General features: G+C 67.1%; 9 protein-coding genes and 1 other RNA gene. 4 read left to right on the top strand and 6 right to left on the bottom strand.

Features of this window, described 5'->3' with window-relative positions:
* Nucleotides 1-13 precede the first annotated feature (13 nt).
* A complete protein-coding gene (gene metH / locus CWC60_RS05095) occupies nucleotides 14-3502 on the top strand; it encodes a methionine synthase (RefSeq protein ID WP_109792916.1) in 3489 nt (1162 codons plus the stop codon).
* On the opposite strand, the gene CWC60_RS05090 is transcribed toward metH, so the two are convergent.
* Together CWC60_RS05090 and CWC60_RS05085 are read right to left on the bottom strand one after the other, a co-directional pair.
* Entirely contained in the window at nucleotides 3499-3939 is a 441-nt protein-coding gene (locus tag CWC60_RS05090) for an MmcB family DNA repair protein (protein WP_109792915.1), read from the bottom strand. The two genes, metH and CWC60_RS05090, sit on opposite strands and share 4 nt — an antisense overlap.
* Nucleotides 3932-4912 carry a protein kinase family protein gene (locus CWC60_RS05085; RefSeq protein ID WP_109792914.1) on the bottom strand — a complete coding sequence of 327 codons (981 nt, stop codon included), beginning with the start codon at nucleotides 4910-4912 and terminating at the stop codon, nucleotides 3932-3934. Before CWC60_RS05085 ends, CWC60_RS05090 begins: the two co-directional genes overlap by 8 nt.
* 425 nt (nucleotides 4913-5337) lie before the next feature.
* On the opposite strand from CWC60_RS05085, the gene CWC60_RS24070 reads away from it, so the two are divergent.
* Nucleotides 5338-9924, top strand: a complete 4587-nt coding sequence (locus CWC60_RS24070) for a calcium-binding protein (RefSeq protein ID WP_125182724.1) — start codon at nucleotides 5338-5340, stop codon at nucleotides 9922-9924.
* A 97-nt stretch (nucleotides 9925-10021) separates the two neighbouring features.
* Nucleotides 10022-10300 (top strand): hypothetical protein, encoded by a 279-nt coding sequence (locus tag CWC60_RS05075; RefSeq protein WP_109796412.1) that lies wholly within the window; start codon nucleotides 10022-10024, stop codon nucleotides 10298-10300.
* A gap of 48 nt (nucleotides 10301-10348) precedes the next feature.
* Here the strand turns inward: CWC60_RS05075 and rnpB are convergent.
* Together rnpB and CWC60_RS05065 are read right to left on the bottom strand one after the other, a co-directional pair.
* An RNA gene (rnpB, locus tag CWC60_RS05070) (RNase P RNA component class A) lies at nucleotides 10349-10733 on the bottom strand.
* Between the two features lie 35 nt (nucleotides 10734-10768).
* The gene (locus CWC60_RS05065; RefSeq protein ID WP_164516376.1) at nucleotides 10769-11683 is read right to left on the bottom strand and encodes a transcriptional regulator GcvA; all 915 of its coding nucleotides are present in this window, start codon (nucleotides 11681-11683) and stop codon (nucleotides 10769-10771) included.
* A gap of 168 nt (nucleotides 11684-11851) precedes the next feature.
* Between CWC60_RS05065 and CWC60_RS05060 the strand changes: the two genes are divergently transcribed.
* Nucleotides 11852-12043, top strand: coding sequence for a hypothetical protein (locus CWC60_RS05060; protein WP_109792910.1), 192 nt, complete (start codon nucleotides 11852-11854; stop codon nucleotides 12041-12043).
* 7 nt (nucleotides 12044-12050) lie between these two features.
* On the opposite strand, the gene CWC60_RS05055 is transcribed toward CWC60_RS05060, so the two are convergent.
* Nucleotides 12051-12737, bottom strand: a complete 687-nt coding sequence (locus CWC60_RS05055; protein WP_109792909.1) for an N-acetylmuramoyl-L-alanine amidase — start codon at nucleotides 12735-12737, stop codon at nucleotides 12051-12053.
* A 17-nt stretch (nucleotides 12738-12754) separates the two neighbouring features.
* Nucleotides 12755-13510, bottom strand: coding sequence for a TerB family tellurite resistance protein (locus CWC60_RS05050; RefSeq protein ID WP_109792908.1), 756 nt, complete (start codon nucleotides 13508-13510; stop codon nucleotides 12755-12757).
* Nucleotides 13511-13599: the final 89 nt, after the last annotated feature.

Raw genomic sequence — 13599 nt, 5'->3', positions numbered from 1 at the left:
GAACACAATCCACATGAATGAATTTATGGAAGCCCTTCGGGGCGAGGTCTTGCTGTGCGACGGCGCCATGGGCAGCCGGGTTCAGGCGATGGATCTGGACATCGACAGGGACTACGACGGTCAGGAAAACTGTACCGAGATACTGAATCTGACCCGGCCCGATGTGGTCCGCGATATCCACCGCGGCTATTACGAGGCCGGCTCCGACATCGTCCAGACCAACTCCTTCGGCGGCTCCGCCATCACCCTGGCCGAGTTCGGCCTCCAGGACCGGGCCGAGGAGATCAACCGCCGCGCGGCCGAACTGGCGCGCGAGGTGGCGCGTGAGATGACGACGAAGGAGCAGAAGCGCTATGTGCTGGGCTCCATCGGGCCGGGCACGAAGCTGCCCAGCCTCGGTCACATCGGCTATGACGATCTGGAGGACGCGCTGACGGTGCAGGCGGCAGGCCTGCTGGCCGGCGGCGTCGACGGCCTGCTGATCGAGACCTGCCAGGATCCGCTGCAGGTCAAGGCTGCCGTCAACGGCGCCAAGACCGCGCGGGAGCGCGCCGGCAAGGACGTGCCGATCATGGTTCAGGTGACGGTGGAGACGACCGGCACCATGCTCGTCGGCGCCGATATCGCGGCTGCGGCGACGATCCTGAAGGCCATGTCGGTCGACGCCATCGGGCTGAACTGCGCGACCGGCCCGAAGGAAATGGCCGAGCATGTCCGCTATCTGACCTCCAGCATGGATATCCCCGTCACCGTGCAGCCCAACGCGGGGCTGCCCGAGCTGGTGAACGGCCAGACGAGCTATCCGCTCAGCCCCGACGAACTGGCGCGCTGGCTGAAGCGTTTCGTCGACGAGGAGGGCGTCAACATGGTCGGCGGCTGCTGCGGCACCACGCCCGAGCACATCGCCGCCCTGGACCGGATGCTGCGCGAACTGGGCCGCAACCGCCGCCGTCCGGCGCCGAAGCCGCGCCAGCCGGAGTGGACGCCGTCCATCGCCTCCCTGTTCAGTCAGACGGCGCTGCGCCAGGAGAATGCCGTGCTCGCCATCGGCGAGCGCTGCAACGCCAACGGTTCGAAGAAGTTCCGCGAACTGCAGGCGGAAGAGAACTACGACGCCTGCGTCGCCATGGGCCGGGATCAGGAGCGCGAGGGCAGCCACGCCATCGATCTCTGCACCGCCTTCGTGGGCCGCGACGAATCCAGGGACATGACCGAAATCATGACCCGGATGCGCGGCGGGGTGACCGTGCCCATCGTGGTCGATTCCACCGAGCTCAACGTCCTCGGCGACGCCCTGAAGCTCTATGGCGGCAAGGCGGTCATCAACTCGTTCAACTTCGAGGATGGCGAGGAGCCGGCGGCCGAGCGCCTGAAGCTGGCGCGGAAGTTCGGCGCGGCGATCATCGCGCTCACCATCGACGAAGAGGGCATGGCCAAGACCGTCGATGAAAAGCTGCGCATCGCGAAGCGTCTCTACGACTTCGCGGTCAACAAACACGGCCTGCCGCCCTCCGACCTGATCATCGATCCGCTGACCTTCACCATCTGCACCGGCAACGAGGACGACCGGAAGCTGGGCGTCTGGACGCTCGACGGCATCGAGCGGATCGCGAAGGAGCTGCCCGAAGTCCAGATCGTGCTCGGGCTTTCCAACATCTCCTTCGGCCTGAACGCCGTCGCCCGGCACGTGCTCAATTCCGTCTTCCTGGAGCACGCGCAGAAGCGCGGCATGAGCGCGGCCATCGTTCACGCCTCGAAGATCACGCCGCTGCACAAGATCCCGGAGGAGGAGGTGCAGGCCGCCGAGGACCTGATCTTCGATCGGCGCGAAAAGGGCAAGACCGACCCGCTGGAAGCCTTCATGGCCCTGTTCCAGGACCGCAAGGCCGCCAGGGAAGTACGCGAGCGCCCCGCCGAGGTCGAGGAGCGGCTGAAACTGCGCATCGTCGACGGCGACGCCGAGGGGCTGGCCGAGGATCTCGACGAGGCCATGGCGAAGCACCCGCCGCTGGAGATCATCAACAACTTCCTGCTGGACGGCATGAAGGTCGTCGGCGAACTGTTCGGCGCCGGCAAGATGCAGTTGCCGTTCGTGCTCCGCTCCGCCGAGGTGATGAAGGCCTCCGTGGCCCATCTCGAGCCGCACATGGAGAAGATCGAGGGCCAGGAGAAGGGCATCATCGTCCTGGCCACCGTGAAGGGCGACGTCCACGACATCGGCAAGAACCTGGTCGACATCATCCTGACCAACAACGGCTACAAGGTGGTCAATCTGGGCATCAAGCAGCCGCTCGAGAGTATCCTGGAAGCCGCCGAACGGGAGAAGGCCGACGCCATCGGCATGTCCGGCCTGCTGGTGAAATCGACCGTGATCATGCGCGAGAACCTGGAGGAAATGACCCGCCGGGAGCTGTCCCTGCCGGTCATCCTGGGCGGGGCCGCGCTCACTCGGAAATATGTCGAGGAAGACTGCAATGAAGCCTATGGCGGCGCCGGCGTCGCCTACGCCCGCGACGCCTTCGACGGGCTGAAGCTGATGGACGATGTCCGCCACGGCCGCTTCAGGGAGCATGTGGAGCAGGCGAAGGAGACGCGTGCCAAGAGGCCGTCGTCCAGCAAATCCGTGGGCCGTCCGTCGGAAGGCGCCGAGCGGCCGATCGACTATGAAGAGATCCGCGTGCGGCGGAGCGAACTGCATGCCGGGCACACGCCGCCGGAGCCGCCGTTCTGGGGCGCGCGCACCATCGAGAAGGTCTCGCCGAAGACGCTCCTGCCCTTCCTGAACGAGACCATGCTGTTCCAGTTCCAGTGGGGCTTCCGCAAGGCCGGCCGGGACCGCGAGGAATATCGTCAATGGGCGGCGAAGGAAGTGCGGCCGATCCTGCACCGCGTGCTGGAGCAGACCATCGAGGAGGACATCCTTCAGCCGAGGGCGGTCTATGGCTACTGGCCGGCGGCGAGCGAGAAGGACGACCTGCTGATGTTCGAACCCGGCGGCAACCGGGAGGTGGCGCGTTTCAGCCTGCCCCGGCAGCGCCGCGAGGGCGGACTCTGCATCGCCGACTTCTTCCCCGACGTCGACACCGGCAAGCGCGACGTCATTGGCCTGCAGCTCGTCACCATGGGCTCCAGGGCCTCCGACGTGGCGCGCCAGTGGTTCGCGGACGACCGCTACCAGGACTATCTCTACCTGCACGGTCTGTCGGTAGAGATGGCGGAGGCCATGGCCGAGTACGTCCACACCCGCATCCGGGGCGAGCTCGGCTATGCGGACGAGGACGATCCGGACCCTGTCAAGCTGCTGAAACAGGGCTATCGCGGCTCGCGCTATTCCTTCGGCTATCCGGCTTGTCCGAATCTGGAGGACCAGTCCCAGATTCTCGACCTGCTGCACGCCGAGGACATTGGCGTGGAGATGGCCGAGGAGGGCCAGCTGCACCCCGAGCAGTCGACTTCGGCCATCGTCGTTCTGCATCCGCAGGCGAAGTACTTCTCGGTCTAGGCTGGTGTGCCCGGCGGCGGGGCGAGCAGGCGCGCGGCAGCCATCCGGGCGAAGCGCAGCGTGACCGCCTTTCGCCGCGCCGCCGACAGCCGCTCGGCCGGGGCGTGGCGCACGATCTCGCCGCCGAAGGCGTCGGCGACGATCAGGCCGCATTCGGCCGGGATCAGCTCCGCCGGGAAATCCGGCGGCACGGCGAAGAAATAGCGGTCGCAGAATTCGAGATAGTCGCCCCACTTGGAATCGGACCGGTAGTCAGCGACCGAGGACTTGACCTCGACGATCCAGATCTCGCCGTCCCTGGCGAGGGCCATGACATCGGCGCGGCGGCCGTTCTTCAGCCGCACCTCGGTGATCGAGGGGAGGTCGCGCTCGGCGAGCAGGCGTACCACGCCGCGGGCGAGGGCGATGCCGTCGGGCCGCTCGCCGCCGTTACGCATCGGGCGTCCAGTCAGCGAGGGCTTCGAAGAACCGCGCCAATGGGGCGAGAAGGGGGTCCTCCGCGGCCCAGCGGCCGGCGCGCCCGGCGGTGCGGCGGAAGGCGAGCGCGGTGCTGCCGACCTTGTCGAGCTTCAGACAGGTCTCCCAGTCCCGCCAGCCGCCATGACTTTCCCGCTTCTCCAGGATCAGGGCCAGGCGCACGGACATGTGGAGCACGGTCATGGCCAGCAGGTAGTTCCGCGCGCCGCCGGCGTTGCCTGCGATCCGCTCGACGGCATGTTCCAGCAGCGCGGCGCCGTCCGGATCCGGCAGGTACTCGTCGCCCAGCAGCCAGGCCGCATCGTCCAGGGGATCGCGGCAGCCGCAGTGCTCCCAGTCGAACCAGCGGATCGCGCCATCGGACGATAGCATGGCGTTGGCCGGCCGGGCGTCCCACTTCACCAGCGCGAACGCCCGCGGCGCGAGCCGGTCGGCCAGAGCGGTGCGGTCGTAGCCCGGCAGCGCAGTCCCGCTGACCTGGGCCAGCCGTTCGGGCATGCCCGCCAGCCGCCGCCGCCAGTCCGTCGCCGTGCCGAGGCGCGCAACGCGCCGGTCCAGTCCGGCGCGGCGGCCCGCCTCGTGAATGCCGGCCAGCGTATCGAGCGCCCGCCGCAGCGACGCCTCGGAGTCATGCGCCGGGTTCCAGAGGGCGACGCTCAGCCGCTCGCCGGGAAGATCTTCCTGGAACACCCAGCGTCCGCGCTGCGCGATGAGCCCGGGCACGGGCGCACCATGTTCGGACAGGCCCGTCAGAACCGCCGCCTCCAGCGCGGCGCGGTCCTCGCTGGGGCGCCGCGCGGCGATCAGGGTCTCGCCGCCGCTGCCGAGGCGGATCGCCCGGACCGAAGACGCGACCAGTCGGTCGACCCGGTCGACGGGGCGGCCGAAAATCTCGCCTGCAATGCTGATCGCCTCGTCGGCCCGGCTGGTCATTGTTTCAGTTTCGTTCCACTCCGGATGGATTGCAATCGCGCAGGCCAACGATCGGCCGCCTGCCGGAAAAGCGCCTTCTCGCATCCAAAAAGAGGCCGAAATCTGTTCCAATTGTGGACAGGCCTCAGATCGCCCAGAACTCTCGGGCAATGTTGACCGTCAACCCCGGAAGGCGGATCGAGTCGATCGGACATCTCCGGCAAGGCCCGAGAATTCATGTTTTTCAATGTGTTGGAAGGTGTTTCGTAAGCGGTTTCGATTTGATCGCGCAGTTCCGGGCGGGTTTTTGCGTCCTGTCGTGATTGCTGGGCGCGTGTTCACAGCGTCCGAATTCCCGCGATACGGGATGCTCCGGTGTGGCACGTGCATTGCTTGGCTGAGCCCAAGCTGTTGAATAATGTAACGATCTGAGCCGGAACCGACCCATGGCCAACAATGACCGCGACGAAGACGAATACCGTTCCGCTTGGGGCGAGGATTCGAAGGGTTCCGGGGGCTCAGGCGCTTCCGGTGGCGGGGGCGGTGGTTCCGGCGGTTCGAAAGGCTCCGACGGCTCGAAGGGGTCAAAGGGCTCCGACGCTTCCGGTGGCGGGGGCGGTGGTTCCGGCGGCTCGAAAGGCTCCGGTGGTTCGAAGGGTTCCGACGGCTCGAAGGGGTCAAAGGGCTCCGACGCTTCCGGCGGCGGTGGTGGTTCCGGCGGTTCCAAAGGCACGGGTGGGTATGGCGGATCCGGCGAGGGCTCTGGCGCAGCGGGCAGTGGCTCCGCCGGGTCGGGAGAAGGTTCCGGCGGGTATGGCGGCGGCGGTGGCGGCGGTCATGAAGACGACCCGTGCGGCTGCGACGACAGTCCCGCCAGCGATCACTTTCCCACTTTCGACAAGGCGCTCTCCAACGTCGTGCTCTATCTCGACGACGGCGAGGGCTGTGTTACCAAGGTAAAGGTCGAGGGGTTTCCCGACGGCGAGGACGCCATCCACGATCCCGACGACCTGCCCCTGCAGGCGTTCGTCGAACTGAACTATCCCGGCAGCGAGCTGATCGCGCTGGCGGTCAAGGCCGGCAACAATGCCGACCCGGAAGCCGGTCCCGGCGAAGGCGAACTCTTCGTCATCAAGGATGGCGTCGAGCGCGGCGACCTGCCGCTTTCCGACCATGCCGCGGAAGAGCATGACTTCGACGGGGCCTTCGACGGCCTGTCGAACGAAAGCGGTTCCATCGACTTCGACGAGTACCTGACCGGCGGCGTCGGCGACGACGAACTGTTCGGCCAGGGCGGCGACGACACCATCGAGGGCGGCGAGGGCGACGACCTGCTCTACGGCGGCAAGGGCGCCGACAGCATCTTCGGTGACGCGGGCGCATCCGGGGCGCCGGCCGAGCCGTTTACTGCCGAGGCGACGATCGCCGACTTCACGGCCAACGGCGTCACGCTCTCCGCAACCGATCTTTCCGGCAGTGCGGCGACGGTTTCCCAGGATCCCAACGGCATCGGCGTCGCCGGCGGCTCGCCGGTTTCGGGACAGATCAACCATGCGGCGACGGGCGCGTCCGAGGCGCTGCTGGCCGAGTTCGAGCAGCCGGTCGAAAGCGCCGAGATCACCCTGACCCATCTCATTCCCGGCGAGAGCGGCGGCGAGGTTGGCCAATGGCGCGCCCTCGATGCGGAAGGCAGCGAGATCGCGCGCGGCACCTTCGGTCCCGAGGATGTGACCAACGACCACGACCTGGGCGGCATCCCGGGCGTCGCGGTGGTCAGCATCGGCGGATTCGGCGCCTTCGCCGCACTGGAGCTGACCGCGCTGCCCTATTCGGACGGGACGCCGGACGGGGCCAGCGATTCCAGCGACTACTATCTCTATCGCCTGACCGCCACGCCGGCCGGCGGCGACTTCGACGACACCATCTTCGGCGATTGCGGCGATGACGCGATCGCCGGCGAACAGGGCGATGACGCGCTCCACGGCGGCGACGGCCATGACACGGTCGACGGCGGCGCGGGCGACGATGTCCTCACCGGCGGCCGCGGCTCCGATGTGCTCGAAGGCGGCGACGGCGTCGATACGGCGGACTATTCCGGCGCCCAGGGCACCGTCATCGTCAGCCTCGCCGAGGGCATTGCGGAGAAGGACGGCGACGGCTGGATCGACAGCCTGAGTGGCGTCGAGAACCTGCGTGGCTCGGATCACGCCGACATCCTGATCGGCGACGCCGGCGCGAACGTCATCGAAGGCGGCACAGGCGACGACACCATCGACGGCTTTGGCGGCGCCGACACGATCGACGGCGGCGGGGGCCAGAACACCATCAGCTTCGCCAGCGCCGACGGCGGCATCGTCGCCGCGCTGCAGAATGACCGCGCCGTCGACGCTGGCGGTAACGAACTGCAACTGACCGGCATCCAGGGCGTCGTCGGGACGGACTTCGACGACACCATGACCGGCAGCGCCGGCGACAACACCCTGATCGGCGGCGGCGGCAATGACGACATCCGCGGCATCGACGGCAACGACCTGCTGTTCGGCGACGGCGGCGGCGCGTCCTACGAGGATTCCGACACGCTGATCGTTCACGCCCACGGCTCTCCGCTCGACGGCGTGTTTCCCGAGATGCAGGTCTCGGTGGGCGGCGTTGTGGTCGGCACGGTGACCGTGACCCAGTCGCTGGACGCCTACAGCTTCGACATCTCCGGTCTCACGCTGGAGCAGCGTGCCGGCGAGGTCCGCATCGACATGCTCAACGACGCCTGGGACGGCGTCACCGAGGAGAACTCGTTCGGCCCCGAGAACTGCGACGAGGACCGCAACCTCTTCGTCGAGGCGATCGAATTCAATGGCGCGGTGACCGACGCCTCCGAAGGCGAACTGACCTTCGATCCCGCGCATTTCCAGGGCTACCAGACCGGCGGTGCGAACTTCGGCGTCACCGACATCTACGGCGAAGACAACGAGGAAGGCGGCGCGCGCCCCAGCGGCGGCAATGTCTATACCGGCGCGGTGATCTTCTCGGGTCTGCCGCTCTTCGTGCCCGGTGACGGCCCGAACAACGATTTCGTCGGCGGCGGCAACGGCAATGACACCCAGTTCGGCGGCGCGGGCAATGACTGGGTCTTCGGCGGCGACGGCAATGATCTGCTGTTCGGCGGCGACGACGACGACACGGTCTGCGCCTTCGACGACGACGACACGGTCTATGGCGGCTGGGGCAACGATTTCGTCGAGGGCAATGCCGGCAACGACACTGTCTATGGCGGCTGGGGCGACGACCTGGTGGCGGGCAACGAGGGCGACGACCTCCTGTTTGCCGAGCAGGGCGACGACTCGCTCAACGCCGCCGACGGCAACGACACGGCCTATGGCGGCGCCGGCAACGACACCATGGAAGGCGGAGACGGCCAGGACATCGTGCATGGCGAGGAGGGCGACGACTTCCTGCGCGGCAATTTCGGCGACGACACGATCTATGGCGGCAGCGGCAGCGACTCGATCCTGGGCGAGGCCGGTGACGACGAGCTCTATGGCGGCGACGGCGACGACACCCTGAAGGGCGGCGACGGCCGCGATACGCTGATTGGCGGCCTTGGCGCCGACTTCCTCGACGGCGACTCCGATGACGATGTTCTCTCCGGCGGTGAAGGCAATGACATCCTGCGCGGCCGCTTCGGCGACGACGTTCTGGCGGGCGATGCCGACCGCGACACCGTGAAGGGCGACGAGGGCCATGACACGGTCGACGGCGGCGACGGCGACGACTTCGTCGAAGGCGGCGACGGCAATGACAGTGTGCTCGGCGCTGCCGGCAACGACCGGATCTTCGGCAATGCCGGCGACGATACCGTCGACGGCGGCGACGGCGACGACACCGTGCGCGGCAATGGCGGCGCAGACCGCGTTCTGGGCGGCCTGGGCAACGACTTCATCGAGGCCGGCTCCGGCGACGACGAAGCGTCCGGCGATGGCGGCAACGACACCATCCGCGGTGACGCCGGCATCGACACCGTGCTCGGCGGCGACGGCGACGACGTGCTGCGCGGCGGCAATGACGGCGATTTCCTGTTCGGCGGTGACGGCAACGACTTCCTCGTCTCCGACGGCGGCGACGATCTGGTCGAGGGCGGCGAGGGCGACGACTTCCTGCGCGGCTTCGCCGGCAACGACACCCTCCATGGCGAAGCCGGTGCGGACAACCTGCGCGGCAATGCGGGGGACGACGAGCTGCATGGCGGGGCCGGCAACGACTTCGCCGACGGCGAGGACGGCGACGACCTGATCTTCGGCGGCCTGGGCGACGACGTGCTGCGCGGCAATGACGGCGCCGACACGATCGAAGGCGGCGACGGCGACGACCAGCTCCGCGGCGGTCTCGACGGCGACCGGCTGTTCGGCGGCGACGGCGCGGACTTCATCAACGCCGATGGCGGCGCCGACTTCATCGACGGCGGCGAGGGCGACGACGAACTCTTCGGCATGGGCGCCGACGACACGATCCTGGGCGGCGGGGGCAACGACAAGCTGCGCGGCAATGCCGGCCGCGACGAGCTGGACGGCGGCGACGGCGACGACTTCGTCATCGGCGACGAGGGCGACGACATCCTGCGGGGCGGTGACGGCAATGACGACCTGCGCGGCAATGTCGGCTTCGATACGCTCGACGGCGGTAATGGCTCCGACACCCTGCTGGGCGGCGCGAACCAGAAGGACACCTACCTGTTCGCCAGGCGCACCGATCTGGAAACCAATGATGACGTGATCCAGGACTTCGGAGCGGGCAATGCGCTGAATATCCTCGGCGTCTCCGGCCTGGCGGAACTCGGGTTCGAGGATCTCGGCGGCGGGCTGATGAAGGTTTCCTTCGTTGACGGCAATGGCACGATCACCTTCGACGCCGGCGCGGTGACGGAACTGAACCTGATGGACGGGGGTGGCCTGACGATCAACGAGGCGCTGGCGCTGTCGCAGAACGGCGGCGACGTCGATGTCTTCGACGACGACAACAACCTGCTGTTCACGATCTGATGTTCCGGTGCCGAAAGAAGTGGCGATCGTTTGACAACAGCCTCTTGTTTACTGTTTTCTGCGTACTTACCTGAATACAATGGACAGCGTGACTGACATGAACCGTGACAGCGAACAGAAACGCGGCCTTTCCCGCCGCGCGGCGTTGACCCGTCTCGGACTTGGCGCGGCGGCTCTCTACGCGGCGCCGACGGTCACCCGCCTGGACACCGCCCGCGCGGCATTCCCCAGCGGCGGCTGCGGCAGCGGGCCGGGCATCGGCTTCGGCCGTGGCGGCGGCAACGGCCGGGGCGGCGGCTTCGGCTGCGGCGGCGGCACGTCGAACAATCCCAACAACGATCCGAACGACAACGCCTTCAAGAAGGGCAACAAGTAGCTCGTTCGGGGTTGTTCCGGAAATTTCCGTAGCGATTGCCGTGAAGGCGGCGTCAGGCGGCCTGTAAGCCGGGTTCTGTCCGCCCCGGACCGAGATCCGGGGCTGGATGGCCATTCATCTGGGACGCCGGTCGCCCGGCGCCTCTTGCAATCTACCCGGACGGCGAAGCGGAAACGCTTCTGCCCGCTTGCCGGGCCGGCCGTCCCTATTCGATCTTGCTCCCGGTGGGGTTTACCATGCCGGCGCTGTCGCCAGCGCCGCGGTGCGCTCTTACCGCACCCTTTCACCCTTGCCGGTCCGAAGGCCGGCGGTCTGCTCTCTGTGGCACTTTCCCTGGGGTCGCCCCCGCCGGGCGTTACCCGGCACCGTGTTTCCGTGGAGCCCGGACTTTCCTCGACAGGCCGGAGCCCGCCGCGGCCATCCGGCCGCCTGACGCCGCGCGGTATCTATGCCTTCCGCGCGCCGCCGTCAAATCCGGGAGATGACCTCGGTGTTGAAACGCTGCGCCATCTCGATCAGCCAGTCCTCGAAGGCCTTCAGCCGCGGCCGCTGTTCGCGGCCCGTGGGATAGACGAGGTAGTAGCCGTTCTCGACCGGCAGATGATAGGCGAAGGGCTCGATCAGCGTGCCCGCCTCCAGCTCCGGTTTCACCAGCGACGGGTTGGCGGGCACGATGCCCAGGCCCTGAATGGCGCCCTGAACGGCGAGGTTCGTCGTTTCCAGCTTGAGTCCCCGGTCGGGGTCGATCGAGGTCTCGCCGACGGCCAGCAGCCAGCGCCGCCAGGTGTCGGGGCGGTTGACGTCGTGCAGCAACTGGTAGTGCTTCAGATCGGCGGGGGTCCTCAGCGGGGGACCTTTTTCCAGCAGCTTCGGACTGCAGACGGGCACGATCTCCTCCGTCATCAGCAGCCGCGCCGTCAGACCGGGCCAGTTGTCGGATCCGAAGCGCACCGCTGCATCTGCTTCGGAGCGGTTGAAGTCGATCGTCTCGACATTGGTGGTGATTCGGACCTCGATTTCGGGGTGCCGGCGCTGAAAGTCACTCAACTGCGGCACCAGCCAGCGGATGGCGAAGGTCGGCAGCACGTTGATGGTAAGCGACCCCAGCACGTCGGACTGTTTCAGTTCCTCCGTCGCCTCGTTCATCCGGTCGAAGGCCTGGCGCAGCGCCGGGTAATAGCGGGCGCCCGCGTCGGTCAACGTCACCTTCCGCCCGGATCGCTGAAACAGCTTCACCCTCACCTGGTCCTCCAGGGACTTGATCTGATGGCTGATCGCCGATGGCGTGAGATGGAGCTCGTCGGCCGCGCGGGCGAAGCTGAGGTGCCGGGCCGCCGCTTCGAAGGCGCGCAATGCGTTCAGGGGTGGCAGCCGCCGGGGCACTTCTGTCTCCTTCGCAATTGCAACATGCAATGCAAGATGAATTCAGTTCATCAATCTGGTGAGAAAAGGTCCTTTGTCAACGCCCCGCCAGCGAACCATATTCGGCTTCAACAGATGCAAGGCGGGAACTGCAGTGGCGCTCCCGCCCTACCGAGAAGGAGAAGAGCCGTGGAATATCGTTCAATCGATGTCAATCAGATCAATGACCTGAACCGCAGCCCGCAGGAGAGTGCGGCGATCGTCGACGACGCCATGCGGAATATCGACGTCTATCTGCAGCGCGGCCGTGCCGAGCGTGCGCGGATCACCCTGGCGGGCCTGCGGCGTTTCCGGCAGTCCGTCGGCCGCATTTTTTCCTGACGTCAGTTCACGTCATGTGGCGGGCGATGTTGCCGATGCGAAGAAGCGTATCGGCATCCGCCTCGCCGCTGACCCGCTCCGGCAGCCAGTGACGCTGAAAGGCGCGGATGACCGCCGCGGTGTCGGCGTCCGGGCCCGTCAGCCAGCCATAGCCGATCCGGGCCAACGCCGGCCGCACCTCGTCCGGATCGACCGCATGCGCGGGGTCCCAGGCCTCGAGCCAAGCTCCCAGCCCCGCTTCCGCCAGCCGCTCCCAGGGAAACAGCTCTCCGGGATCGGTCTTGCGTGTCGGCGCGACGTCCGAATGACCCAGGATCCGCGTTGCCGGCACCTCCTGGCGCGCGGCGATATCCGCCGCCAGGGCGATCAGCGCGGCGATCTGCTGTTCGGGAAAGGCCCGATAGCCGAATTCATGGCCGGGATTCTGCAGTTCGATGCCGATCGAGCAGGCGTTGATGTCGCTTTCCCCGTCCCACCAGGCCACGCCGGCATGCCAGGCGCGCCGGTCCTCGGCAACGAGCCGGCTGACAACACCCTGTTCATCGATCAGATAATGCGCGGAGACCTTCGCCGCCGGGTCGCAGAGCCTGGCCAGCGACTCCCCGGCCGATCTCATCCCTGTATAGTGAATGAGGATCATGTCGACCGCGCGGCCGCGGCGGTCGTCGTGATTGGGGGAGAGACACACTTCCATGACGCGGTCCGGGGACGTCAGCCCAGGCCCCGTTCCTTCGAAATCCGGTCATAGGCCTCGTTGATCCGGGCCAGCTTCTCGTTGGCCACGGCAACGAACTCTTCCGGCATACCCTGTGCGATGGCGCGGTCCGGATGATTTGTCTTTATCAGCTTGCGATAGGCGGCCTTGACCTCGCTGTCCGTGGCGTCGTCCGAAATGCCGAGCACGGCGTAGGGATCCTCGCCATCGGGCCCGAGATAGGTGGCGTGCAGGCGGCGGTAGTCGCCGGCGCTGATGCCGAAGATCTCGGCGACGGATTTCAGGAAGGCCACTTCGTTCGGGTGGATCACGTTGTCCGCCCGCGCGATGTGCATCAGGCCGGCCAGCAGATCCTCCAGAACCTCCGGATCTTCCTTGAACATGCCGGCGATCTGGCGGGCGTAGGGCTCATAGCCGGTGGCGTCCTGCTTGGCCTGGTTGAATACGCGCGCGACGTTCTTCAACTCGTCGGGCGGCACCTGGAAGACCTCCCGAAAGGCTGCGACCTCGTCGGAGGTCACGACCCCGTCGGCCTTTGCCATCTTGGCGCCCAGTACGATCACGCCGATGGTGAATGCGATCTGTTTGGTCGCGGCGGGGCGGCCGTCTTCCAGCGCCTCCTGGCCCTGCTCTTCCTCGGTCTCGCGGATACGGTCGACCGCGTGGCCGGCGACGCCGCCGAGCAGCGCCCCGATCGGACCCCCGAAGGCGAACCCCAGTCCGCCGCCGATCAACTTCCCCCAGATACTCATGACGTCCGCAGCCCGTTACCCCCTTCGCATACGCACACTAGCGGCTTGCCTTCGGTTCCGGAAGCGTCGGATTGTCCGCCCCGGTGACG

The sequence above is a fragment of the Minwuia thermotolerans genome (genome assembly GCF_002924445.1).
Classification (GTDB): domain Bacteria; phylum Pseudomonadota; class Alphaproteobacteria; order Minwuiales; family Minwuiaceae; genus Minwuia; species Minwuia thermotolerans.
Note: the sequence above shows the minus strand (reverse complement) of the source record. Positions and strands in the feature narration are given on the sequence as shown.